General features: G+C 59.1%; 25 protein-coding genes and 1 riboswitch. Of the genes, 21 read left to right on the top strand and 4 right to left on the bottom strand.

The window, feature by feature from the left end:
* Positions 1–61: 61 nt before the first annotated feature.
* Positions 62–733, bottom strand: a complete 672-nt coding sequence (locus FHT86_RS22345) for an FCD domain-containing protein (protein ID WP_133709654.1) — start codon at positions 731–733, stop codon at positions 62–64.
* Between the two features lie 136 nt (positions 734–869).
* Here FHT86_RS22345 and FHT86_RS22350 point away from each other — a divergent pair, with 136 nt between their 5' ends.
* The 8 genes from FHT86_RS22350 (at position 870) to FHT86_RS22385 (ending at position 9,792) form a co-directional block, all read left to right on the top strand.
* A complete protein-coding gene (locus tag FHT86_RS22350) occupies positions 870–1,460 on the top strand; it encodes a chromate transporter (protein ID WP_166656902.1) in 591 nt (196 codons plus the stop codon).
* Positions 1,447–1,986, top strand: a complete 540-nt coding sequence (locus tag FHT86_RS22355) for a chromate transporter (protein ID WP_133709656.1) — start codon at positions 1,447–1,449, stop codon at positions 1,984–1,986. Before FHT86_RS22350 ends, FHT86_RS22355 begins: the two co-directional genes overlap by 14 nt.
* 147 nt (positions 1,987–2,133) lie before the next feature.
* Positions 2,134–3,201: an ABC transporter ATP-binding protein gene (locus FHT86_RS22360; RefSeq protein ID WP_133709657.1), complete on the top strand. Its 1,068-nt coding sequence runs from the start codon at positions 2,134–2,136 to the stop codon at positions 3,199–3,201.
* 14 nt (positions 3,202–3,215) lie between these two features.
* On the top strand, positions 3,216–4,262 hold the full coding sequence (locus FHT86_RS22365) for an ABC transporter substrate-binding protein (RefSeq protein WP_246779612.1): 1,047 nt from the start codon (positions 3,216–3,218) through the stop codon (positions 4,260–4,262).
* A 177-nt stretch (positions 4,263–4,439) separates the two neighbouring features.
* Positions 4,440–6,203, top strand: a complete 1,764-nt coding sequence (locus FHT86_RS22370) for an ABC transporter permease (RefSeq protein ID WP_133709658.1) — start codon at positions 4,440–4,442, stop codon at positions 6,201–6,203.
* A 179-nt stretch (positions 6,204–6,382) separates the two neighbouring features.
* Positions 6,383–7,102, top strand: coding sequence for an FCD domain-containing protein (locus FHT86_RS22375; protein WP_166656903.1), 720 nt, complete (start codon positions 6,383–6,385; stop codon positions 7,100–7,102).
* A 156-nt stretch (positions 7,103–7,258) separates the two neighbouring features.
* Entirely contained in the window at positions 7,259–8,668 is a 1,410-nt protein-coding gene (locus FHT86_RS22380; RefSeq protein ID WP_133709660.1) for an MmgE/PrpD family protein, read from the top strand.
* A 47-nt stretch (positions 8,669–8,715) separates the two neighbouring features.
* On the top strand, positions 8,716–9,792 hold the full coding sequence (locus tag FHT86_RS22385) for a tartrate dehydrogenase (protein ID WP_133709661.1): 1,077 nt from the start codon (positions 8,716–8,718) through the stop codon (positions 9,790–9,792).
* 190 nt (positions 9,793–9,982) lie between these two features.
* Here the strand turns inward: FHT86_RS22385 and FHT86_RS22390 are convergent, their stop codons facing one another.
* Positions 9,983–11,539, bottom strand: a complete 1,557-nt coding sequence (locus FHT86_RS22390; protein ID WP_133709662.1) for a putative bifunctional diguanylate cyclase/phosphodiesterase — start codon at positions 11,537–11,539, stop codon at positions 9,983–9,985.
* A 394-nt stretch (positions 11,540–11,933) separates the two neighbouring features.
* Positions 11,934–12,407 carry a GAF domain-containing protein gene (locus FHT86_RS22395; RefSeq protein ID WP_133709663.1) on the bottom strand — a complete coding sequence of 158 codons (474 nt, stop codon included), beginning with the start codon at positions 12,405–12,407 and terminating at the stop codon, positions 11,934–11,936.
* Positions 12,408–12,617: 210 nt separating this feature from the next.
* Here FHT86_RS22395 and FHT86_RS22400 point away from each other — a divergent pair, with 210 nt between their 5' ends.
* From FHT86_RS22400 to FHT86_RS22435, 8 genes are all read left to right on the top strand, one after another.
* A complete protein-coding gene (locus FHT86_RS22400) occupies positions 12,618–13,475 on the top strand; it encodes an IclR family transcriptional regulator (protein WP_133709664.1) in 858 nt (285 codons plus the stop codon).
* A 25-nt stretch (positions 13,476–13,500) separates the two neighbouring features.
* Complete coding sequence (locus FHT86_RS22405) at positions 13,501–14,712, top strand: ABC transporter substrate-binding protein (RefSeq protein WP_166656904.1); 1,212 nt, start codon at positions 13,501–13,503, stop codon at positions 14,710–14,712.
* Between the two features lie 29 nt (positions 14,713–14,741).
* On the top strand, positions 14,742–15,629 hold the full coding sequence (locus FHT86_RS22410) for a branched-chain amino acid ABC transporter permease (RefSeq protein WP_166656905.1): 888 nt from the start codon (positions 14,742–14,744) through the stop codon (positions 15,627–15,629).
* Positions 15,613–16,638 carry a branched-chain amino acid ABC transporter permease gene (locus FHT86_RS22415; RefSeq protein WP_133709667.1) on the top strand — a complete coding sequence of 342 codons (1,026 nt, stop codon included), beginning with the start codon at positions 15,613–15,615 and terminating at the stop codon, positions 16,636–16,638. The genes FHT86_RS22410 and FHT86_RS22415 overlap by 17 nt, the downstream gene beginning before the upstream one ends.
* Positions 16,631–17,419: an ABC transporter ATP-binding protein gene (locus tag FHT86_RS22420; RefSeq protein WP_133709668.1), complete on the top strand. Its 789-nt coding sequence runs from the start codon at positions 16,631–16,633 to the stop codon at positions 17,417–17,419. Before FHT86_RS22415 ends, FHT86_RS22420 begins: the two co-directional genes overlap by 8 nt.
* A complete protein-coding gene (locus FHT86_RS22425; RefSeq protein ID WP_133709669.1) occupies positions 17,412–18,128 on the top strand; it encodes an ABC transporter ATP-binding protein in 717 nt (238 codons plus the stop codon). The genes FHT86_RS22420 and FHT86_RS22425 overlap by 8 nt, the downstream gene beginning before the upstream one ends.
* Before the next feature lie 18 nt (positions 18,129–18,146).
* Entirely contained in the window at positions 18,147–19,118 is a 972-nt protein-coding gene (locus tag FHT86_RS22430) for a carbon-nitrogen hydrolase family protein (RefSeq protein WP_133709670.1), read from the top strand.
* A gap of 74 nt (positions 19,119–19,192) precedes the next feature.
* The gene (locus FHT86_RS22435) at positions 19,193–20,428 is read left to right on the top strand and encodes a metal-dependent hydrolase family protein (protein ID WP_133709671.1); all 1,236 of its coding nucleotides are present in this window, start codon (positions 19,193–19,195) and stop codon (positions 20,426–20,428) included.
* A 48-nt stretch (positions 20,429–20,476) separates the two neighbouring features.
* On the opposite strand, the gene FHT86_RS22440 is transcribed toward FHT86_RS22435, so the two are convergent.
* Entirely contained in the window at positions 20,477–20,716 is a 240-nt protein-coding gene (locus FHT86_RS22440; RefSeq protein WP_133709672.1) for a hypothetical protein, read from the bottom strand.
* Positions 20,717–20,876: 160 nt separating this feature from the next.
* A riboswitch (guanidine-I (ykkC/yxkD leader) is annotated at positions 20,877–20,986 on the top strand.
* A gap of 75 nt (positions 20,987–21,061) precedes the next feature.
* Between FHT86_RS22440 and FHT86_RS22445 the strand changes: the two genes are divergently transcribed.
* From FHT86_RS22445 to FHT86_RS22465, 5 genes are all read left to right on the top strand, one after another.
* Positions 21,062–22,135, top strand: a complete 1,074-nt coding sequence (locus FHT86_RS22445) for a putative urea ABC transporter substrate-binding protein (RefSeq protein WP_133709673.1) — start codon at positions 21,062–21,064, stop codon at positions 22,133–22,135.
* 66 nt (positions 22,136–22,201) lie between these two features.
* Positions 22,202–23,020, top strand: a complete 819-nt coding sequence (locus tag FHT86_RS22450) for an ABC transporter permease (protein WP_133709674.1) — start codon at positions 22,202–22,204, stop codon at positions 23,018–23,020.
* Complete coding sequence (locus FHT86_RS22455) at positions 23,017–23,844, top strand: ABC transporter ATP-binding protein (protein ID WP_133709675.1); 828 nt, start codon at positions 23,017–23,019, stop codon at positions 23,842–23,844. The genes FHT86_RS22450 and FHT86_RS22455 overlap by 4 nt, the downstream gene beginning before the upstream one ends.
* Positions 23,841–24,659 (top strand): urea amidolyase associated protein UAAP1, encoded by an 819-nt coding sequence (locus FHT86_RS22460; RefSeq protein WP_133709676.1) that lies wholly within the window; start codon positions 23,841–23,843, stop codon positions 24,657–24,659. The genes FHT86_RS22455 and FHT86_RS22460 overlap by 4 nt, the downstream gene beginning before the upstream one ends.
* Before the next feature lie 14 nt (positions 24,660–24,673).
* Positions 24,674–25,324 carry an urea amidolyase associated protein UAAP2 gene (locus FHT86_RS22465; RefSeq protein ID WP_133709677.1) on the top strand — a complete coding sequence of 217 codons (651 nt, stop codon included), beginning with the start codon at positions 24,674–24,676 and terminating at the stop codon, positions 25,322–25,324.

Raw genomic sequence — 25,324 nt, forward strand, 5'->3', positions numbered from 1 at the left:
TCGGCCCCGTCCGCGGGGCCGACAGCACCGGAGGAGGATTGCTGCGATGCCGTTGCCGGCGTTATTTGGACTCGTGGGTATCGTGAATTGCCATGCGCGCCTTACCGCTCAGAACGTGGTTGAACGCTTCTTCCGTGGCGGCCGCGGCATCCCTGGCTCGGAGCGCGTCAACAATGCGACGGTGTTCGGCATTCGATACGGCCAGACCGCCGTCATGAAGCAACGCGCGTTCGCGAAACAGATGAAGTTCCTTGATCAACTCCCCGTAAAGGCTGTGCAATCGGCTATTTCCGGCAAAGCGCATGAGTGAATCATGGAATTCCAGATTCAAGGGATAGTACTCATCCAAAGACTGCCTGTCCGCGGCATCATCCATGCGCCGCAGCAAATCCTCGAGCGCGGAAAGTTGCTCAGGCGTAATCCTGCTTGCCAGCAGCCTTACTGCCGAGGCGAAAAGGCCGGCGCGAACGTCGTAAAGCGCAGCTGCATGGCCTTCGTCGATCTTGCGCATGAAGACGCCGCGGTTGGGAACGAGGTCGAGCAACCCCTTTTCGGCGAGCGCACGGCATGCCTCGCGCACCGGACCGCGGCTCACCGAAAAGCGAGCGGCAAGCACATATTCATTGAGCCTTTCACCGGGGGCGAATTCCCCGGAAAGGATCAGCTTCTCCAGTTCGCGGCGCACGAGGCTGCTCAACGAATGGGCCTTCAAAAATTCGAGCTCATTGGTCATGAAAACGCCAATCCATCATTTACTGGCAACTGTCAACAAACCATCACGGTTCGACGGCGGCCCAGCGGTGCACAAGACCCATTCTCCTACGGAGCCGGGCATAGTGCAAACCTCCATGGAAGAGGGAGACGGGCGCGTGCAGGCATATAAAATCGAACCGTCGCCGGACGATCCCGTTCCTTCAGCGCCCCCGCTCTGGATGCTCTTTGCAGTGTTCGCCAAGCTGGGCATTACCAGCATCGGCAATGGCGTAAACGGCATGCTGCATGCCGAACTCGTTGTTTCCAGAAGATGGCTGAGTGAAGACCAGTTCCTCTCGGGCCTTGCGGTCAGTCAGGCATTGCCGGGCGTCAATATCGCAAACCTGGCACTTTGGCTCGGCTATCAACAGCGCGGCATCGCCGGAGCACTCGCGGCGCTGACCGCCGTGGTCCTCCCGCCGGCGGTCGTCATCGTTCTGATCGGTGGCTCGATCCTGCATCTGAGTGCTGTGCCCGTGATCGGCGCCCTGCTCGCCGGCTTGGCGACATCGGCTGCCGGCCTTTCGTTGTCCGTCGGCTATCGGGCGGCTCGGCATGCCTATCGTGATATTTTCTCGGGCATACTGTTTCTCACGGCGTTGGTGGGCGGCATCGTCTTCCATCTCTCAGCGATCACCCTGGTGGCCATTCTGGCACCGGTCGGCGTCGGTATCGGTTTCGTGAGGGAGTGGCATGAAAGACGATAATTCCCTTATCGGATTATGTCTGACGTTTGCGCCGCTGTCGCTGCTGGCGATTGGGGGCGGAGCCTCGATACTGGGCGAGTTGCAGCACAGCGTCGTCGACCAATCTCACTGGCTCACCAAGCAGGGCTTCCTTGATATCTTCGCCATTTCCCGCGTGGCGCCTGGCCCGGGCACGCTGATCGTCACGCTGATCGGCTGGAAGGTCGGAGGGCTTGCTGGCGCGATAGCCGCGACAATTGCGATCTTCGCGCCCTCCTCCGCGCTCATTCTGCTCGTCGCGCATGCCTGGCATAGCAGCCCCAACGCGATCTGGCAGCGCGCACTGATCTATGGCCTGTCTCCGCTTGCCGCAGCGTTCGTGCTTTCGAGTGCCTTCTTCCTGCTACGCGATGCCAAGGGAGGCTGGATCGCCTGGTTGGTTGCCCTGATCGTAGCCATCGCGGCGCAAAGGCTTCGGCTCGGTCCACTCGCGCTTATGGGGGCGGGATCATTGGTATTTTGCGGCTTCTTCCTGGTTGCCGGGTAGGGTCTGTCCGCGGGCGGCAGGGCTCGCGATATCTAGAGCAAATTATTCTCTCGTCACTTGTATAGTTAACTGTTGACAATTTTCTGAAAACAATCGACGGTGTGAATGTAAGGCGCGCGCTGCCTTCGAAAAGGTTCGGGAGGAACGATGACCTTTGTTGAGCTAAACAAGCTTACCAAGCGCTACGGTGCCATGACGGCGGTAAACGGTGTTGACCTTGCCATCGACAAAGGCACCCTCGTCTGCCTGCTAGGGCCTTCGGGCTGCGGGAAGACGACAACCCTGCGCTTGGTTGCCGGATTCATCAAGCCATCGGATGGCCGCATCAGTGTCGGAGGGAGGGTCGTTTCCTCCGCCTCCGCGAGCGAACCACCCGAAGCCCGCAACATGTCGATGATCTTCCAGAGCTACGCGCTCTGGCCACACATGACGGTATTCGACAATGTCGCCTACGGGCTGAAACTGCGGCGGCTTGGTCGTGCGGATATCGAAACACGGACCAACCGCATCCTGCAGGCGACGAAGCTTGCCAATCTGGCATCGCGCTATCCGTCGGAACTGTCAGGGGGCCAGCAGCAGCGCGTTTCGCTGGCACGCGCACTTGTCGTCGAGCCGGAGACGCTGCTGCTCGACGAGCCGCTTTCGAACCTTGATGCCAATCTCCGCGAAGAAATGCGCTTCGAGATCCGTCGCCTGCATGACGAGTTTCGTTACACCACGGTTTACGTGACGCACGATCAGACGGAAGCGATGACCGCCGCCAATCTCATCGTTGTGATGAAGCAAGGCAACATCGAACAGGCCGGGACACCCGAAGACATCTACGAACGCCCGCGATCGGAATTCGTGGCGCAATTCATTGGCGGTTCGAACATCTTCAAGGGCCGGCGCGTCGGTGACAATGCCGTCGATTGCGGCGAGGGTCTGGTACTTACATGCGGCAGCGGCGATTTCCCCGACCAGGGCGAGGTTGCCGTGTCCATACGTCACCACGACATGCATCTCGCAAGCGAAAGACCGAGCGGCGGCGGCAGCAACTGGGCGAGCGGCAAGGTCATACGGCAGGTCTATCTCGGCTCCCACCGAGACTACCTCATCAGTCTATCAGGCGGGGAAACCGTGCGGGCAGTCGCGCCCGTCAACGTCGCGATCCCGGAGAGCCAACAAGTTTGGCTTCACTGCCCGCCTGATCGTTGCCGGGCGCTCGCACGTTAAGGGAGGAGAATGATATGAAGAAAATGAGAATCGCAGCTGTTGCAGTTGTCGCTTCGCTCGGATGGAGTCATTCCGTCTGGGCAGCAGCACCGGCTCCCTATCAGGTGACGGATGACCTGGTGGCGGCCGCCAAGAAGGAGGGTGTGGTCGTATACTACACCTCGACCGACGTACAGGTTGCCGAAAAGCTTGGTAAAGCGTTTGAAACAAAATATCCGGGCCTCAAGGTTCAGGTGGAACGCGCCGGCTCAGAGCGTGTCTTCCAGCGGATCGGCCAGGAATATTCCAGCGGCATCCACAACGCCGATGTCATCGAGACCTCGGACGCTTCGAACTTTCTCGTCTTCAAAGATCAGAACTGGCTGATGCCGGCCGTGCCGGAGGACGTGGCAAAGTTTTGGCCGGAAAAGAATCGTGATCCGGACGGGCTCTACGCCGCCTTCCGCGCGACACTTACCGTCATGGCTTATCGCACGGATCTGGTGAAGCCTGAAGACGCCCCGAAGACCTGGACTGATCTGCTCGATCCCAAATACAAGGGCAAGCTCGTGAAATCGCATCCGGGCTATAGCGGCAACGTCATGACGGCGACCTATGCCCTTAGCCAGCTCCTGGGCTGGGATTATTTCCAGAAGCTTGGTCAACAGGGCGTGATGCAGGTTCAGTCCTCGACTGAGCCGCCAAAGGTACTCGCCCAGGGTGAACGCCCCATCGAAGCCGATGGCAATGAATACAACGTCTTCATCCTTCAGGATAAGGGCGTGCCGATCAAGGCGATCTATCCAAAGGAAGGCACATCCATCGCCTACGGCAATGCTGCCATCCTTGCCTACGCACCTCATCCGAATGCAGCGAAGCTGTTTTATTCCTTCATGTTCACGCAGGAGGCCCAGCAGCTCAACGACGATGTCGGCGGACTGCGCTCTGTACGTCCGGACGTAAAGGAAAAGTCCAATCGAACGCCGCTGTCGCAGATCAAGATCATAGAGTCGGACCCTTCCGCCGTCCGCGAGGCGGTTGAGGAAATCAAGCAGAAATACGAACAGTATTTCGGAACGTGACAATGTCACGAAGGCTATCCGTATTGAACGGTGGTGCCTTGATGACATCGATACTGTGATCAAGCCTGGGAGGGAGGCGCCCCTGCCGCCTCCTTCCCAGCACTTGATGCCATTCGCATTGCCGATCTTGCCGGGACTGAAACTCGCTGGCGCCTTACAGGATCCGCAAAATTGCGGATGAAAGCGCAAACTCTCAAAGGTGATACGGTGACAAACCTCGCACTCTCTGCTGCTCCCTCTTCAAGGCAGCGTCTCGTCAGGTTCGATTTTTCGACGCCGCTGTTCATCCTGCTGGCGATCATTCTGTGCATCCTGGTTATATTGCCGCTCTTCTGGCTCGGCTACTATGCCTTCACCAACAAGGCCGGCTCGCCGACATTGGCGAATTTCGTCCGGCTTTTCTCCGATGCGACCATTCGCCGGGCCTTTTTCATATCTGTGGGAATGGCAGCCTGCGTCGGCTTCTTTTCATGTCTTGTAGCCACACCCCTCGCGTGGCTTGTCGCCCGCACCGACATGCCGGGCCAGAAGTTCATCCGCAGCCTCGTAACGGCATCTTTCGTGACGCCGCCTTTCCTTGGCGCGATCGCTTGGGCAATGCTTGCGGCCCCAAACAGCGGCATTCTCAACAACATCTATCGCTGGGCTTTTGGTCTCGACCAGTCGGAGGCACTATTCAATATCTATACGTTCACTGGTCTCGTCTTCACGATAACCTGCTACTCCTTCCCCTTCGTCTTCACCCTGGTCGCCAATGCCTTTGACAAGGTGCCGTCGGATTTGGAAGAGGCCTCGGCGATCCTCGGCGGCAAGCCGGGAACAACGCTATGGCGGGTTACCCTGCCAATGGTGTTGCCATCCATGCTGGCCGGCTCGCTCATCGCCATCGTGCAGGCCTTCACCATGTTCGGTTCGCCGGCCATTCTTGCCCTGCCTGCGGGCTTTCACGTTCTGACCACCAAGATCTGGAGCTTTTTCCAGTTTCCGCCGCGCCTCGACCTTGCTGCTGCCAGCGCCCTGCCCCTGCTGATCATGACGATGCTTCTGCTGTGGCTGCAAAAATGGCTGCTGGGGCGCCGCGGCTATACCGTTGTCGGCGGTAAGAGCGGCGTGCCGAGACGCGTCGAACTGGGGGCCTGGAAATGGCTTGCGGGTCTGTTTGTCCTGGCCATCCTCTGCGTCACCATCATTTTTCCCTATCTGGCTCTTCTCAAGGTCGCCCTGACGCACAACATTTCCGAGCCGCTGTCATGGAGCTCTCTCACCTTTCATAATTTTGAGTTCGTCCTGTTCGAGCTTTCAAGCACGCGGCTTGCGATCTGGAACACCTTCATCGTTGGAATTCTGACGGCCACGATCGCAACGGCAATCGCCCTCGTCGTCTCCTATCTCGTCGCTCGCCGCGCGGTGAACCATGCGTCGCTGCTCGGCGGACTGGCGATGGCCCCGATCGCCGTTCCGGGTATCGTGCTGGGCGTCGGGCTCTTTCTTGCCTACGCCAATACGACCTTTCATCTCTACGGCACTCTCTGGATCCTGCTGATCGCCTTCCTGACGCTAGAGCTGCCTGCAGGTTACCAGCAGCTTTCGGCCGCTTTCCACGGGGTACATCCCGAACTGGAGGAAGCCAGCCGGATCCTGGGAGCGACGCGCATGAGAAGTCTCTTCCAGATCACTGCGCCCTTGCTGAGGACCAGCATCATCGCAGCCTGGTGCTTCGTGTTCATCGGAACCATCCGCGAACTGTCGGCAACGATCCTGCTCACCACGGCCCAGACGAAGCTGGTCTCGGTGATCATCTACGACTTGAACGAAAGCGGCGACTACGGCGCGATCTCCGTGCTCGGCATCCTTCTGCTGATCGTCTCCTTCGCCGTGGTCTTCGTAGCCAATAACGTGCCGATCCTCGGCGGCTCCGCAACGGCGAAACGCGAGGTTTGAATGCAACGGATTGCCCACAGCGCAGAGATCGGCCGCGAGATCGCCGCCAGGAGTGCGAAAGTGATGAAAAGCGCAGACATCGCCATTGCAACAAGGCCTGCGGCATCGCGTTGTCGTCTTGCCGGGCCTATACGAGTTGAGCTAAGCCGCCTGCCAAACTTCAGATGGATTCACTGCTCATGACGGACGGCACCAGCAACACTTCCGGGGTTTCGCCCATCGATTTTCTTCGCACGCGCTCGCTCACAAACGTCGTGCAGACGGAAATCGAGCGGATGATCGTCGAGGGCGAATTTACCCCGAACGAGCGGATAAACGAAAATGCCCTGGCTCAGCGGCTCAAGGTGAGCCGCGGTCCCATCCGTGAGGCGTGCAGCGCCCTGGTGGCGCTCGGCCTCATCCAGGTCATTCCGAACCGTGGTTTCTTCGTCAGGGAACTGAGCGAAGATGAAGCGCGGGAGGTGTCGGAAGCGAGAGCCTATCTCTTTGCGTGCATCGTCATGGGCGCGGCAAAGAACGCCGGCGAGAAGGATATCGCCAAATTGCGCAGCCTCGTCGACCGCATGGACGAACTCACCGCGACCGGCGAAGTCAGCAGCTACTATCCGGTCAATCTGGACTTCCACACGGAGCTTGCAAAATCCTGCGGGAACATGCGTCTTGCGCAAATATATCTCGGTCTGGCGCGTGAACTCCACATCCAGCGCTATCGGGCCCTGGCCAGCGGCGATGTCCTGACCGTCTCCAACGCCGAACATCGAGCGATTGTGGATGCGGTCGCGGCTCATGACGCGCAACGCGGCTTTGCTGCCGGATATGCCCATATCACCAACGGCACGGCACGTACCCGCCGAGCCACTTCGGCGAGACATCACCACCCGGCAACTTCATTCGACTAAGATCGGCGGTCTTCCCGATCCCAAAACAATCCGGAAGAAAGAAATCAGCTGGTCTTATTGTCGGCAGAAAATTGTTGACAGTTTACTATAACTCATACTCTACTTCAGCCAGTTGCCGGATTGGCGGCAAAGTGAGAAACCGAACGGGAGAAACAAATGGATAAATCGGCACAAAACGGGCTTACCAAATACGTCGCTGGCTTCGTCGCCGGGGCTACACCTGAAGAGCTGCCTGCCGATGTCGTCGAACTTGGAAAGAAATCCATTCTCGACGGGCTCGGCCTCGCCCTCTCCGGCTCCGTTGCCCATAGCGGCGCAATCGTTCTTCGCCACCTCGATGAACTCGGCCTGCAGGCAGGCGCAGCAACAGTCATCGGCATGGGCCGCAAGATCGCCCCGCGTTTTGCCGCCTTTGCCAACGGCGTGGGCATCCATGCCGACGATTACGACGACACACAGCTCGCCGTCGCGACGGATCGGGTCTATGGCCTTCTGACCCATCCGACCGCCCCGGCCCTGCCGGCAGCGCTGGCGATGGCGGAAATGGTCGGCGCGACCGGTGCACAGACGATGCTCGCCTATCACCTCGGCGTGGAAGTCGAATGCAAGATCGCCGAGGCTATCGATCCTCGCCACTATCAGACGGGTTTCCACGCCACCGCCACCTGCGGAACCTTCGCTGCGGCCGCCGCGGCTGCCTCGTTGATGAAGCTCAACCCGGAAGCAACTGCCCGGGCGCTTTCCATCGCCGGCAGCCAGTCGGCAGGCCTCCGCGAGAACTTCGGTACCATGACGAAGCCGTTTCATGCAGGTCGCGCCTCGGAGAGCGGGGTCGCTGCGGCGCAGTTCGCCGCTCACGGCTGGACGGCAACCGATAAAATCCTGGAAGCGCCGCGCGGCTTCTTCAACGCTGCCGGCGGCGGCTACGATATCGGCGCGATCTATCCGCGCCTTGGAGAGCCCTGGACATTCGCCAACCCCGGGATCTCGATCAAGCCGCATCCGTCGGGCTCGTTGACACATCCGGGCATGACCGAGATGGCGCGCCTCATCCGCGAACACAACATCAAAGCGGCGGATGTGAAGCATGTTCGCGTCGGCACCAATTCCAACATGCCGAATGCGCTGATTCATCATCGTCCGAAGGACGAATTGCAGGCGAAGTTCTCGATGGAATTCTGCATGGCCATCCTGCTGCTCGACGGTCGGGCCGGCCTTGGGGAATTTACGGACGAGACGACGCAGCGACCGGATGTTAAGGCGATGATCGAGAAGGTCGACTTCGTCGTTGATGAAAAGGCCGAAAAGGCGGGCTACCACAAGATGACGACCATCATCGACATCACGCTCACCGATGGCCGCGTTATCCACGGCGAAGCGGACTTCGGAAAGGGCAGCCCTGCCAATCCGATGAGCTATGATGAAGTCGCCAACAAGTTCCAGGAAAATGCCGCGCATGCGGGATTGAAGCGGGACGCGGCCGATGAAGTCGTCGCGCTGGTGGCGAACCTGGAGCGGCAACCTTCTATCGAGCGGCTGATGAGCCTCATCGCAAAGGTCGGCTAATGCAGGGGTCAGCACACGGCGATCCAGCCTGAGATAGGAAAACGAACATGTCCGCACACAATATTGCCGTCATCGGCGGCGACGGAATCGGAACCGAGGTCGTGGAAGCCGGCGTACGGGTCCTCGAAGCTTTGGCGGAGACCCAGCCGGGCCTCTCCTTCACGTTCAAAAGCTTCGATTGGGGCTCCGACTACTACAGGGCTAACGGCCGGATGATGCCGGAAGACGGGCTCGCCCAGATAGCCGGCTTCGACGCGATCTATTTTGGCGCCGTCGGTGATCCCAACCTCCCGGACGACATCACGCTTTGGGGGCTCCGATTGGCAATCTGCCAAGGATTCGACCAATTCGCCAATGTACGCCCGACACGCCTGCTGCCGGGCCTCACTGGTCCTCTCCGCCCAGAACTCGGCAAACAGATCGACTGGGTCATCGTTCGCGAAAACAGCGAAGGTGAATATGCCGGCGTCGGCGGTCGCGCGCATCGCGGCCTGCCGATCGAGGTCGGCATGGATGTCGCCGTCTTCACCAGAGCGGGGATCGAGCGCATCGCCCGCTTTGCCTGCGAACTCGCCTCTTCGCGCCCACGCAAGCTTCTGACGGTCGTCACCAAATCGAACGCGCAGCGTCATGGCATGGTGCTCTGGGACGAAGTCGTGCGCGAAGTGATCCACGGCTATCCCGATCTTACCGTGGACTGGATGCTGGTCGATGCGATGACACAGCGCATGGTCAACAAGCCCGGAAGCATCGACACCGTGCTTGCGACCAACCTGCATGCCGATATCCTGTCGGATCTTGCCGCAGCGCTCGGCGGTTCGCTCGGTATCGGCTCGACCGCGAATATCGACCCTTCGCGGCACCGTCCCTCGATGTTCGAACCGATTCATGGTTCGGCCTTCGACATCATGGGAAAAGGCATTGCCAATCCGCTAGGCTCGTTCTGGACGGCGAGCCTTATGCTCGAACATCTCGGCGAGCCATCCAGCGCGCGCGCATTGATGCAGGCGATCGAGCTGGTCACCAGCCGCCGGGAACATCTGAGCCCGGACCTCGGAGGCGCAGCCAATACCGCACAAGTCACGGATGCCGTGATAGCCGCACTGCGTGGGGATAATCGCTAAGCTGGCAGTCGGGACTTTTCGGTCAAATGCAACAGCGAAAAGGCGGCGACCGGCACGACAGGTCGCCGCCTTTTGACCATCGGCGGTCTTGAAGCACAGAGTTGGCGGCGGCCTGCGGACGACCTCGGCCAAGGCAGGGCTACGCTATATCATTTGACTAGGAGCCTGTGCTCCGCCGGGCAATCCCAGATTAACCCGCCTTAAGCACATCACGGCGATCTCGTAAAAACAGTAGTGTGTCTGCGAAAGGCATTGCTTTGCCGAAGAGATAGCCTTGGCCGATATCGCATCCTTCGTGCACAAAGTAGGCCATCTGACCATTCTCCTCTATGCCTTCAACCGTTGTCTTGATCTCAAGCCCTCGGCTCAAGTTGAGGAGCGCCTGAACGATTTTTTCATGTCTATCGTCATGGTCGCGCGATGCCTTGACGAAACTTTTGTCGATCTTGATCTTGTCAAACCGATATCGCGCCAATTGTGCCAAGCTCGAATAACCGGTTCCGAAGTCGTCCAGCGCAATCTGTATGCCTGCCTTGTGAAGATCATCAACTATTGATGCAGCAAGCTCCGGGTCCTGAATGAGCGCGTTTTCGGTGATCTCCACTTCCAGACGTCCTGGATCCAGCCCAGCGTCGTCGAGTATTTTCAGGATCCTCGACGTGAGAAGCCGGTCTTCCATCTGAACAGCCGACAAGTTGAACGAGAGGGAGACATGCTCTGGCCAATGTTTAGCATCGCTACACGCCGTCTTCAGGAGTTGCTGGAACAGTGGCGTGATCAATCCCGTCTCTTCGGCGATGGAAATAAACACTTGTGGCGAAACGCTTATGCCATCTTCGTCCGTCCATCGTGCAAGCGCTTCGAAACCGCATACATCGCCTGAGCGCAGATCAACAAGTGGCTGATAAAACGGTCTGATGTGGCCGGCTTCTATCGCATCGCGCAGTTGCCCTTCGAGCTTAGCGCGTGCCGTCACCTTGAGCTGCATTTCCTCGTGGAACATCATGGCGGTATTCGCGCCTCTGCTCTTGGCTTCGTAAAGAGCGATATCGGATCTATGGCACACGTCGTTGAGCGTTTGCCCCTGTTCCGGCCAGCGGGCATAGCCAACGCTCGCTCCGACCTGACACCATATCGAGCCAATCCTGATGGATCGACTGACGGAATGAATGATGAGCTTCGCAAATCTCTCGTCTTTGTCGGCAGCCAATCCTCGAGCCACAACGATGAATTCATCACCACCAAAGCGAAATACGCAAGATTCAGCGGCGAGTGCAGATAGGCGTTTTGACACTTCCTGCAGTAATAAGTCTCCGCCTTGATGACCAACCAGATCGTTCACCTTTTTGAATCCATCAAGATCAACCGAAAACACCGTCGCCGTCGGAAGGGAATTGTTTTCATCATCTCTGAGAGCTTGCACGACTTCGAACTTTTCGAACGCGTATCGGTTTGGAAGTCGCGTTAAATGATCGTGTGTGGCGATCCAATGCGCCCGTTTTCCGTGCTCCTGCTGTCGCAGCATTTCTTTGCGTAGATCGAAGATTCGAAGCAGTGAGTAAATGAAACTGGCCAGACCCGCGACGAAGAAGGTCAGGAAAAGCATGTCCGTTGTGTCGCCGGCGAATTGTCGAAACGTGCCAAAAATATGAACGTGCCAAACAAGCCCAACAGTCCAAAGGAACAGCGCACCGGCGACCAGCGCGGCAAGCTGCTTTCCAGCTTTGCTTTCAAAAAACTCCCCCACAGCACTCTTTCTCCTACCCTTATCACCCAGATCAGCATGCGCATTGCGGCTTAGCCATCAGCAACGCCGTTTGGATCGGGGCGTCGCGACTATTTGCAAGAGGGTTGATTTCCAACGCTTCGACCACGGTCAAACGGCGTGCCTGCACTCGCTACGCACTCATTGCGCTCGTGCCAGCAGTCGAAGCAAATTGCTTCGGGTGCGGCTATGTTTTCACAACCATCGGGTAAGAACATTAAATTTGTGACAATCGGATCAGTCAAGTCGATATGGTTTGAGTAGTTCTGCTGCAAACTCCTCGGTAATTCAAAGTTGGCAGGAGGAAATACTGAGCGCGGCATCCAACGTAACAACAGCCGTGGCGCTTATAAGAGCTTAAAAAGGCAGTCGTGGATCACAGACGATCTGGCCTCAAAGGCTCCAAAAACGCGGGTATGAGCAATGGAGCGTAGGGCATGGCAAGCTCCAAATGTTCGGGCCGGTAAAAGTGCTCTTCGTGAAGCAGGTTCATCGAACCGAGCGACTTGTCGTTATACACCACAGGAACGGTGATGGCTGATCCGAGTCCCAGGCTCGCGATCAGTTCGTGATCGAAAAAAGCCCACCTTATGGCATCCATATTGGTGCCGAGAAAGGGTTCCTTCTTTTGCAGCACCTGCTCCCCCCAGGCCGTCGGCCCCATCGGCTTGGGTGCCGACACTGGGTAGACGTCCGGTCGCGTCGAATAGACGCGTGTCATCGTCGTGCCGTCGACGCAGAGGAGCGTCAGCAATTTGTGGCCAACCCTTTCGGCCAGTGCATCACGAAGCGCATTGTAGAGGCAATCGGGCTGATTGGGCTGGGAAAGCAAGGTCAACAGCTGCTGCATCGTCAATTTCCTGATTTTCGGGCCTGATCTCCGTTGCGACGCGCCAGCGGCAAGGCAGAAATGCACGCGCAAGAGGCAAGCAAAAGCACACCGATTAGAAACCAGATCAAAAAATAGGCAAGCAAAATATTTGTGCAGTGCCGCATTGACGGCAGCGCCCTCTGCCGTTACTATCCGATTACAGGACGCAATGACCGAATATCGGACACTATGAGCGAGACTTTAAAGACCGTCGAAAAGACTCTTCAGGTTCTGCGCGCATTCCGGCGCGGCGAAACGGAGCTGAGTACGGCCGAGATCTGCAGGAAACTGAAGGTGTCCAGGACTGCTGTGACGCGGATACTGACGACGCTCGAACAGGCCGGATTCCTGGAGCGGGCGGCGGACGGTGTGAAGTACCGCATCGGTGTCACCGCCTGCGAAGTCGGCGCGCTTTATTTGACCGATAATCCGCTCACGAAAATCGCGGATCAAACGATGCTCGGTCTCACGCAGCAGACGGGGTTCACCTCCTACCTTGGCAAGCTTTATGGTGACGAGATCATCATTCTCGGCGTGCGCGAGGGAAGTCAGCCAATACGGTTCCTCTGGACGCCTGGCGATCGCCTGCCGGCAGCCACCACCGCGACCGGAAAAGCAATGTTGATGTCGATGGACAGGTCTGAGCTCGATCGGATCTTGGGGGTCGATCGACTGACAGGGCTTACGGCGCAATCGCTGCAGACACGCGACGATCTTGATCGTCAGCTGCATCAGCATCGCGCGCGCCGCTGGGTCCCGATGATGGAGGAAAGCTATCCCGGGGTCTGCGGCGTGGGTGCTGCTATCGTCGATGTCACGGGCGCGCCGATAGCGGGCATCAGCCTCAGCTTTCTCGGGACGGCGAGCGACGGCGATGGTTTTGACCGCTACGGAGACCTCATCGTCGCCGCAGCCGATACGATTTCACAGAAGCTCCGCGCCCAGGGCAGTTATTTTTCATCAACGAAAAACGAGCAGGACAATCGCAGTTTCAGAGCTCCGATCAACAGCTCCGCTATACCTGCCATGGACGACCAAGAGACATGAAAAGCCAACGAAGAAGGGAACCGCAATGTGCACAAGAAAGTCTAATCTTAATGCCTCTCGCCGATCGATGCGGCTTCTTGCCTCGATTGCAACCGTAAGCGCCCTCCTCGCCAGCGTCGCACATGCGACGGAATGCGATCCGAAGGAAAAAACCACCGGCGTCACCAAGACGGAAATCAAGCTCGGCTCGCTGATGCCTCTGAGCGGATCAGCAGCAGCTGGTGGTATCGGCGCGCGAGATGGCGCCCAAGCCTATTTCGACATCATCAACGACGCTGGCGGCATTCAAGGACGAAAGATCAAATACACCGTCCTCGATGATCAATATACGCCGTCGGTTGCACAGCAGCAGATCCGCACCCTCATTCAGCGCGAGGGTGTCTTCGCGATCGCCGGTGGCGAAGGAACGCCAAACTTCCTCGCGACCGTTCCCTTTATTGAGCGATCCGGCGTTCCGGCGATCGCCCCCTATGCCCCGTCGAGCGAGCTCGGGACGATGAAGGCACCGCATGTCTTCATGACGGCTGTCAACTACATCACCGAATTTCAGATCATGACCGACTATGTGGTCAAGAATTTCAAGCCGAAGTCGCTCGGCCTCGTCGGCGTCCAGGGCAATGTCGGCGACGATGCCAAAGCCGGTATGGACGCTGCTGTCAAAGGCACCGACGTCAAGGTCAACTATATTCCTGAAGTGCCCGGCACAGCCGATCTGACGCCGATCGCAACGCAATTGCGTGACGCCAATGCCGACTGGGTGTTCCTGATCCTCACTAACGCCGATACCGGTCAATTGCTCGAATCCATGGCTCGCATCGGTTATAAGCCGCAGACGGCGGCGTGGGCCGGAATGGACGACGAGAACTACATCAAGGGCTTTGGCCATCTGTCGCAGGGCATGATCATTGCGGAAGAGACCGCAAAACTCGATAGCTCGGACCCGCTGGTCAAAAAATTCGTCGCCGACTTCAAGGCGAAAACCGGCCGCGATCCGGGCAAGTTCGAAGAGCTTGGCTGGAGCCAAGCGCAGATTACGGTCAAGGCCCTTCAAGATAGCAAGGCTCTGACGCGCTCCTGCCTGATGGCGTCCTTGGAAAGCATGAAGAATTTCGAGACTGGCATTCTGCCCCCAATAAGTTTCGGACCTGAACTGCGACAGGGTGTGAATGCAGTCGGGCTCGTGAAGCTCGAAGGCGACAAGACTAAAGAAGTCATGCCGTTCACGTCCGTCAAATAGTTACCCGTTCAACAAGGGAAGCCTTGATGATGGCCAGTATCAACTTAGCGACACTTCTGCAGGTGGCGCTCAGCGGCCTAGCGACCGGGGCGCTTTATGCGATCATGTTGCTCGGAGTCCTGATCGTCTACCAGGTCAGTAAAAATATCAATTTCGCCTATGGTCAGATCGGTATGGTGTCTGCTTTCGGCAGCTACTGGCTCTACGCGGAGAACGGCTGGCCAATCTGGCTGGCAGTGCTTGCGGCAACGGCCGCCGCGGTGGTCATCTCCGCCCTGACCGACCTGGTCATCATCCGGCGGATAGCCCACCGGCAAGGCCTCGACTTTGTCGTCACGCTCGGCGAGCTTCTTCTTCTGACATCCCTCGCCGAGTTGATCTTCGGTACCAGCGCGCGTAGCTATCTCAGGTTGTTGTCCGACATCTCCTGGACGGTCGGAGGCGTCTTCATCAACGCCAACGACCTCCTGGCCATCGCCCTCGGCGTGGTGTTCGTGATTGTGGGCCATTTCATCCTGCGGCACACCACGCTAGGGATCTCCCTGCGCGCGGCGGCGGAAGACGCAGATATCGCACAAAGTGCCGGCATTTCCGTTCCGGCGTTGCGCACCTGGACTTGGGCGCTTTCGGGTCTGCTCGTCTCCGTTGCCGGAATGATGTTTGCCAGCCGACTTTCCGTCAGCTCTTTCTACATGACGCCCTTGGTCATCAACGTCTTCATTGCCGGGATGATCGGTGGCCTTGAGCGATATTGGCCGCCGATCCTCGCCGCATTCTTCATCGCGCTTTACCAGGCCTTTGCCATCTATTTTTTCGGCGAGGCTGGAGGCGTGCCGGCGCTATTTATCTTGGTCGTAGCGGTCCTCACCTTGATGCCGAAACGTTTTGTGGACGAACGCAATGAAGCCCGCGCTTGATATACCGATACCGGCAAGCTCCGCATCGGACGCGAATGTAAGCGTTGCTGACAACGGCCGCTTGCGGAGTGTCGTCAGGTGCACCTTGACGGTGGGCCTCGCTGTCGCGCTGCCGCTCATCCTGAACGACTACTATCTGTATCTCGCGACCCAGGTCGCGATCTACGCGATCGCCACATTGGGTCTCGATATCGTCTTCGGCCGAACAGGCCAGCTCTCCCTTTCCCACGCCAGCTTCTTCGGACTAGGGGCCTACTCGGCCGCGCTGATGGCGAACTGGTCCTGGCCGATCTGGCTGCAGGTTCCGGTGATCGTCCTTTTGGCAATCATCGCCGGCGCGGTTGTCGCCGTGCCGACGCTGCGGCTTTCCGGCCTTCGCCTTTCACTGGTGACGCTGCTCTTCGGAGAGCTTTTCATCTGGGCTATCAACCACAGCGGCGAGACGACCGGCGGTTCGCAGGGTATGGCGGTGCCACAGCTGGAGATCGGTGGCTTCAGCTCTGTCACGCCCCTGCACGCCTATGTTCTCGCCGTTGCGGTTGCGGCTGTCGCGACTCTGCTGGTAATCCAGATTTCGCGATCCCAGATCGGCCGCCGCATGCTTGCAGTCCGGGACTCCGAACTAGCGGCCACCTCTGTCGGCATTCGCATCGTTACGACCAAGATCACGGCTTTCATCATGTCCGCCGTTTTCGCGGGGATTGCCGGATGCCTCTATGCCTATATCGCCGGCTTTGTGTCACCGACCACCTTCGATCTCTTCGGTTCGGTGAACTTCCTCGTCGCGGTCATCCTCGGCGGTGCCGGTCGATCCATCGGCGCCTGGCTCGGGGCCGCATACATCGTGCTGGTTCCGGAGGCGTTCACGGCGCTCGGCTATACCAATCTCTTTCCGCTGCTCGGTGGTGTGGTGCTGATCGTCGTTACGCTGCTGCTTCCCGGCGGCCTAACTGAAGGTTTCTCGCGCCTTCTGCGTCTCTTCGGATCGGAAGGGAGCCGCAATGATTAAAGGCACCGTGGATGGAAATCTCAGCGTTCGCGATGTTCGAGTGCAATACGGCGCAGTGGCAGCGGTTGCCGGCGTGAGCGTGGATTTCGCACCGGGCATGATCACCGGCCTGATAGGTCCCAATGGCGCCGGAAAGACCACGCTGCTCAATGCGATCTCCGGCTTTACGGCCATGACGTCAGGTACGCTGGCGCTGGATGCCGTGGACATCAGGTCGTCCACGGCGCGGGCGCGGGCGGAAATGGGAATCGTTCGTGGCTTCCAGACTGTTCGCCTGCTGGAGCGGGAGAGCGTCTTCGACAATGTTCTCGTCGGCTGCGAACGCCTTCCGCAACCGCCTTTGATGGCGCAGCTTCTCAATCTGCCGTCGCAGCAGCGCAGCCGCGCGCGCGACATCGCCGCCGTGACGAAGACGCTTGCGGGGCTGGGGTTGCTGGCGGATGCCCGTCGCCTCGCTTCGGAGCTACCCTTTGCCAGCCGGCGACTGGTGGAGATCGCCAGGCTCTTGCTCGTGCGGCCGAAAGTCCTGCTGCTCGACGAGCCCGCAGCTGGTCTCGACGCCGCTGAACGCCGACGGCTGGTAGACACGCTGCGCAGCTACCATGCCGAAAATCCGTTCACACTTATCGTCATCGAGCACGATGTCGATCTCGTCCGCAAGCTCTGCGAGGATTGCGTGGCGCTGGCGGAAGGCCGGGTCATCGCCAGGGGTACGCCGGCCGAAGTCCTTGAAAATCCGCTCGTCAAAATCGCTTATTTTGGGCAGGCAGCTCATGCTTGAGGTGGAACATTTATCTGCATGGTACGGTCGAACGCAGGCGCTTTTCGACGTCAGCTTCTCGCTGCAGACAGGCCGGTGCATGGCGCTCGTCGGCACCAACGGCGCGGGAAAGACCACGACGATCCGTTCTGTGCTCGGATTGATCCGCACTAGCGGCGGCATCCGCATCGAGGGTGAAGTCAGCGAGCGTCTGGCAACGCCGAAACGCGTCCGCCGACATCGGATCGCCGCCGTCCATGAGGGCCGCGGTCTCTTGAAGCAGCTATCCGTGTTCGAAAACATCGTCGTCGGTCTGCCGAAATCCGCCTACGACCGTCTCGAAGAGGCGCTTGAGCTGTTTCCGGCCTTGAAATCGCGGCTTGCCGATCCGGTGACGCTGCTGTCCGGCGGCCAGCAGCAGATGGTCGCGCTGGCACGCGCCGTGGTCGAACGCCCGAAGCTTCTGCTTCTGGACGAGCCGTCACTGGGCCTCGCACCCGGTATCGTCGACGAGATCTATGGCCATCTGAGCAAGCTCAGAGCCTCTGGGCTGACGATGCTTCTCGTCGAGCAGAATATAGCGCGGGCGCGAGATTTCGCCGACGACCTCTGCCTCATTCAGACCGGGCGCTCGGCCTTCACCGTCAGGGCCACCGATGACGCTGCGGTAGCCGGCCTCATGAGACTTGCCTTCAATCAGGATCAAATAGCGCACCAACCGCTTGCGTGACCAAAGGAGATCGAAACCATGACCGTCGCGACCCTCGCCGCAGCCAATGTCAAAATCGTTCACGACAAGAAGCAGAACTTGAAGCGCTTCACGGAGCTGATTGAGGAGGCAGCCGACAAGGGGGTGGATGTTCTCGTGCTCCCAGAGGCCGGCCTGCAGGGCTATGCGGATTTCGATCTTTCCGGCAAGGCAAAGGCGGAGCAGAAACAGTATTATTTCCGCGAGGCCGAACCGATCCCCGGCCCATCGACGCAAGCGATCGCCGCGCTGGCGCGCAAGCACGACATGCTTATCCAGCTGGGAATGGCGGAACGTGCCCTGCACGGAAACGCTATCTATAACTCCACCGCGCTCATCGGGCCCGAAGGCGTGATCGGCATCTACCGCAAGGTACACAACCAGTTCGAGTTCCCCTATTTCAATCCGGGTGAGGAGATGCCGGTATTCGAGACACCACTCGGCGTCTTCGGCAGCATCATCTGCTATGATCTCTGCTTTCCGGAATTACTGCGCACCTATGCCGTCAAGGGTGCCGATGTCGTGCTGATGTCGACAGCCTGGCCGATGCGCGGACATGATCGCGCCACCGACTACCACGGCTGGGCCATGGATACCGCGGCTCAAGGCAATGCCTTCTTCAATCAGAATTGGCTGGTGATTTCCAATCACTGCGAAAAGGCGGCCTACTCGAAGAAGATCGACTATTACGGCGGCTCGCAGATCGTCGATCCGCGCGGCAAGGTGGTGAGCTATCTCGCCGACGAAGAGGGCCTGGTCATTCACACCGCCGACCTGCAGGAAGAGATCCTGAAATCACGCACAGAGGAGTTTTTCGGCCTCAATCTGCTACAGGACCGTCGACCCGAACACTACGCGGCAGTGATCGATCAAAGCCATCGCTATCCGTCGGAAACCCTGCCGATTGCCAGGTCCGCTGCGAAGCCGCGGCCAGTGAAGCAACCGCATCAATCGAAGCCGGCGGCAGAATAGATCAGATAGACGCAGCCCTGGACAAGGATGCCCTTTGGCACGCATCCCGCTCCGAACTTTCAGGATATGTCAGCATGAGCGAGCCGATCATTATCTCTAACGCACGCGTTCTCGACGTTGACGCCGGTACGTATCTCGACAATCGTTTCGTCGAAATCACCAACGGCCGGATCATCTCCATCGGTGACACCCGGCCGCGCAGCAATGGCCAGGAAGTCGACATCGGCGGCCGCACGCTCATGCCGGGGCTTTGCGATGCGCACGTCCACGTTACCGCAGTTACCGCAGATCTCGGCGCGGTCAATCGCATGTCGCCGTTCTATGTTGCGCAGCACGCGCGCAATATTATGGAAGACATGCTCCTTCGCGGCTTCACGACGGTGCGGGATGCCGGCGGCGCGGATTTCGGGTTGGCGCGTGCGGTGGAGGAAGGGCTGATAAAGGGGCCGCGATTGCTCTTCTGCGGCCATTCTCTGTCTCAGACCGGAGGGCATGGCGACATCCGGGGCCCGGGCGACATGCATTTCAACGAATGCCTGTGCTGCGCCGGTCTCAGTGCGATCTGCGACGGCGTCGCCGAAATGCGCAAGGCATGCCGCGAGGAAATCCGGAAAGGAGCGAACCAGATCAAGATCATGGTATCAGGAGGCGTCGCCTCGCCGACCGACCGGATCGACAGCACGCAATTCGCCTTCGAGGAAATCCAGGCCGCTGTGCAGGAGGCCCATGCCGCCAACATCCCTGTCATGGCTCATGCCTATACGGCCAAGGCGATCAATCGCGCTCTGATGTGCGGCGTAGACTCGATCGAACACGGCAATCTCCTGGACATGTCGGCGATTAGGCACTTCAAGCAATACGACGCCTTCCTGGTTCCGACACTCATCACCTATAAGGCCTTGTCTGAGGAGGGTGTCGCAGCGGGACTTCCGGAGAAGATGGTGCCCAAAATTGCCGAAGTTGTGGATGCCGGCATCAATGCCTTGCGGATGGCCCACGAGGCTGGGGTTAAGATCGTATACGGAACTGATCTCCTCGGTTCGATGCATCGCCGCCAGCTTGAAGAGTTTACCATACGCTCGGCCGTGCAGGCGCCGATCGACATCATTAGATCGGCTACGACTACCGCAGCCGCCTTGTTTCGCATGACGGGGCAGATCGGTCGCGTTGCGCCGGGTTATCTCGCCGATCTCCTCGCGGTCGAGGGTGATCCACTTTCCGATGTCAGCGTATTAACGCGTCCGGAGGAAAAACTAGCGCTGATTTTGAAAGGTGGGTCGGTCATCGCAAACCGGATCGAAGCTCGTTAATAAATACGGTCTTGAAGGGATGCGAATTCCAAATCCGCAATTCGGATTTCAGTTTAGGTATTTTCTACCGCATTCGAACTGGCCGAGATTGGAGAGGTCGAGCGTTGCGTTGCGGCTGACGTTAACGTCCAGCCGCGCCTCGGCGACCGGCACACCGCCGATATGGAACGTCGAGCCGGCGGCAAAGGCCATGTGAAAAACAGATAGAAGCGGTAAGCTCGCACCGCTCGATGTTCCGACGATCGAAAAGCCGGTGATTTGGTCCGCTGCACCCTGGTGGGCATCCATCCGGCCTCGCGCAGTCACATTCCTGCCCGTCAAAACCGCCGATCGACGCTCAAATATTGGGCAACTGCCATCGAGTGCAGCCAGCCCGATCTCCGTCGGTAAGTGACTCCTATAAAAATCAATAGGTTATAAATTGGCACGCGACTTGCGTGGAAAATGCTGAGTTGGTGGCTAGGGTTCCGGCGCTTCGAAAAGCGTGCTGGTCCGAGAGCTGCCGCCGGTGGGGGAGAAATCCCACCGGATGCACGGCGGGACAAAAGCCCGGGAGACCTCGTAAGCCAAGGGATTGGCGGCGCGATGGTTTTTGCCGATCCCTTTTTGAGAAAAAGCAAAAGGGGAATTTCAATGCAGACTTTTTCGAAGCTTCTTTCCATCACCGCCTTGACCGCCTCGCTGATGCTGGGCCTCGGCTCCACCGCCGATGCCGCGCAGAAGACCGAGTTCAAGGTTGCCTGGTCTATCTATGTCGGCTGGATGCCCTGGGGCTACGCCGCAGATCACGGCATCGTTAAGAAATGGGCCGACAAATACGGCATCAAGATCGACGTGACCCAGTTCAACGACTACGTCGAATCAATGAACCAATACACGGCCGGCGCCTTCGACGCCGTTACGCTCACCAATATGGACGGCCTTTCCATTCCGGCCGCCGGCGGCGTCGATACGACCGCCGTCATCGTCGGCGACTTTTCGAACGGCAATGACGCCGTCATCCTCAAGGACAAGGCAAGTCTTGCCGACATCAAAGGTCAGAACGTCAATCTGGTCGAGTATTCCGTCTCGCATTATCTGCTCGCCCGCGCGCTTGAAAGCATCAAGCTCAGCGAGCGCGACGTGAAGGTTGTCAACACCTCCGACGCCGACATGGTCGCCGCCTACAAGACGCCCGACGTCTCCGCCGTGGTCACCTGGAATCCGCTGGTCTCCAGCATCCTCGAGGATCCCTCCGCCAAGAAGGTATTTGACAGCTCGCAAGTGCCCGGCGAAATCATCGACCTGATGGTCGCCAATACCACGGTGCTGAAGGACAATCCGAACTTCGGCAAGGCGCTGGCCGGCATCTGGTATGAGACCGCGGCGCTGTTGAAGGCAGATACACCGGACGGCAAAGCCGCCCGCGAGACGATGGGGTCGGCTTCCGGCACCGATCTCAAAGGCTTTGAAGCGCAGGTCGCCGCGACCAAGCTCTTCGATAAACCCGCCGATGCAGTTGCCTTCACGGCGTCGCCGAGCCTCCCCAAGACGATGGATCTGGTGCGCAATTTCCTCTTCCAGAAGGGCCTGCTCGGCAACGGTGCGCCGTCAGCCGATATTATCGGCATCGAAATGCCCGATGGTAAGGTTCTCGGCGACAGCGGCAACGTCAAGCTGCGCTTCACCGAGACCTACATGAAGGCGGCCGCTGACGGCGCGCTCTGAGCGAAGTTCGACCGGCGGCGCGGGAAAACCGCGCCGCGTCATCCCTTCATCAGCGGAGCTTTCTTGATGCGCTGGATCAACACCAAGCCGAGCCGGGGCGCCCAATTTGCCCTGATGCTGCTGCCCTTCGTCCTGATCTTCGTTGCCTATGTCTTCGGATCGACGGCTCGGCTGGCCGAAAACGCCAATGACAAGCTGCTGCCCAATCTTTCCGGCTTCGTTCAGGCGATTGACCGCATGGCCTTCGTCGCCGATCAGCGTACCGGCGAATATCTGCTCTGGTCGGACACCTGGGCGAGCCTGATCCGGCTTTTCGCCGGCCTTGGCATCTCCACGGTGACTGCCCTGATGATCGGCATGCTGATCGGCATGCTACCCTATCTGCGGGCGCTGCTCGCTCCCTTTATCGCCGTCATCTCCATGGTGCCGCCGCTGGCGTTGCTGCCGATCCTCTTTATCGTCATGGGTCTCGGCGAGACCTCCAAGATCGCTCTCATCGTAATCGGCGTTGCACCGACGATGATCCGCGACCTGGCGCTGAAGGCGCTGGAATTGCCGCGCGAGCAGATCGTCAAGGCCGAGACGCTTGGCGGCTCCTCCTGGCAGATCGCCCTACGTGTCGTGCTGCCGCAGATCCTGCCGCGACTGATCACCTGCCTCAGACTGCAGCTCGGCCCCGCCTGGCTGTTCCTGATCGCAGCCGAAGCCATCTCGTCGGATTCGGGTCTCGGCTACCGCATCTTCCTCGTCCGCCGCTATCTGGCTATGGATATCATCTTTCCCTATGTCGTCTGGATCACGCTGCTAGCCGTACTGACGAACTACATCCTCGATCGCATCCGCATCGCCGTCTTCCCGTGGTCCGAACTGGAGAAACGGGCATGAGCGAACTCAGGATCGAAAATGTCTGGAAGGAATATGGCGACCAGATCGTGCTCGAGAACGTATCGCTGACCGTCGCCTCTCGTGCCTTCGTAGCACTGGTCGGCCCGTCCGGCTGCGGCAAGTCGACGTTCCTGCGCATGCTGCTCGGCCAGGAGCAGCCGACCAGGGGCCAGATCCTGCTCGACGGCGTGCTTCTGCCGGCAGAGCCCGGCCCGGATCGCGGCGTCGTCTTCCAGCGCTACTCCGTCTTTCCGCATCTGACCGTTCTCGGCAATGTGCTGCTCGGCAAGGAATTTTCCGGCGCGCGCCACAAGGCAAAGCTCTTTGGCGCCGCGCGGCGCAACGCGATCGCCGAAGCACGGCAACTGATCGGCGAAGTCGGCCTTGCGGGCGCGCAAGACAAATATCCGGCGCAGCTTTCCGGTGGCATGCAGCAGCGACTGGCGCTTGCCCAGGCGCTGATCATGAAACCGAAGGTGCTGTTGCTTGACGAGCCGTTCGGCGCGCTCGATCCGGGTATTCGCGCAGAGATCCATACGCTGATGAAGCGGCTCTGGCATGAGACACAGATGACCGTCGTCATGGTCACTCATGACATGCGCGAGGCCTTCACGCTCGCCTCAAGAGTGGTCGCCTTCGAGCGTCGCCGCGACCGGCCGGAGGAGAAGGAGCGCTACGGCGCGACCATCACAAAGGATATTTCCATCTGGCCGCCGCGCGTTGCCGGCACGCCATCGATCTTCAGCCCCGACCGGGACGGCCCGGTCCCTTCCCCGGGGCATCGCCGGGACGACCTGGCTTCGTCAGGAGAAATCCAGCCATGACACATGTCAGACGTTCGCCGGAAGAAATAGCCGCCAACCGCGCCCGCTATGAAGAGCATCAAAGGAAGGGGCTCGAATTCGCGCCCAAGGCTCTACCGGGGGCCAGCCCGTTGCCGGCGCCTGAAATCGCGCCCGACAAGATCATCCACCGCGAAGTGATCCCCGGTGGCTGGTACTGGTCGACCCCTATCAAAAAGAACGAAGTGTTCCGCGTCAGTCTCGATCATGGCTTCTCCACGGTTTCCCTGGTCGCCTGGAGCGCATCCGACAGCAGCGAGCGGCTGAACCTGCCCGATACGGTGAAGATGCAGTGGACGACGGCTCTCGGCAAAGGCCGGGTGATCTTCTCCGACATGGGCCGGGTGATGTTTTCGGTGACGGAAGACTCCTCCGGTGTCCATGACGGGCTGATGGGCGGCTCCACCTTTACGTCGAACGCGGCCAAATATGGGGCAGGCAAACGCAATACCCGTGACAACCTGATCCTGCTTGCCACCAAGGCCGGGCTCGACAAGCGCGATATTCCGTCGGTGCTGGCACTCTTTGCCCCGGTTCGTGTCGACCAGGACGGCGCGTTCCTGTGGAAGCCGGAACTCCTGCGTGGCGGCGACAACGTCGAGCTGCGCGCCGAGATGGACATGATCGTAGGCTTCTCCAATTGCCCGCATCCGCTTGATCCGGATCCCTTATACCAGCCGAACCGGGTGACCGTCACCCGCATGGCAGCGACGGAGCCTGCCGCCGATGACCTTTGCCGGACCGCGACCGCCGAGGCCATACGTGGCTTTGAAAACAACGCGCTGGCGGCGATATGAGGAGGAGCAAGACCATGACCGATTTCATCCAGACAGCTCCAGTCCGCACGCTCGAAAACACCACGCAGGACCATTACATCCCGGCCGAGGCGCCGTTCTCGACGGTGATCCGGAAAGGCCAGACGGTCCGCATCGAGGACACATACGGCCAGCAGGCGATCGACACGCTGTTCTACAATGCTGAAGACTATTCCGAGCGCTATTCCAATCAGGACACGATGCGTGAACAGGGCGCGGCCTATATCTCGACCGGCACGAAGGTCATTTCCAATGAAGGCCGAGTGATGCTGACCATGACCGCCGACAGTTGCGGTCGCCATGATACGTCCGCCGGCGCCTGCTCCTGCGAGAGCAATACGGTGCGCTTCGGCCACGGCACCAAATATCTCCATGCCTGCCGGGACAATTTCGTTCTCGAAGTCTCAAAGCACGGCATGAGCAAGCGAGATGTCGTTCCCAACATCAACTTCTTCATGAACGTGCCCATCCAACCGAGCGGTGAGATGACGATCGTCGACGGGATTTCCGCGCCTGGCGATTATGTGGAGCTGAAAGCCGAGATGGACGTGCTGCTCGTCATCTCCAATTGCCCTCAGATCAACAATCCCTGCAACGGTTTCGATCCGACGCCAATCCGGGTGCTGGTCTGGGACAGCGAGGCCTGA

Origin of the sequence: Rhizobium sp. BK313 (assembly GCF_014193655.1) — a bacterium.
In the GTDB taxonomy this organism is placed as follows: Bacteria; Pseudomonadota; Alphaproteobacteria; order Rhizobiales; family Rhizobiaceae; genus Rhizobium.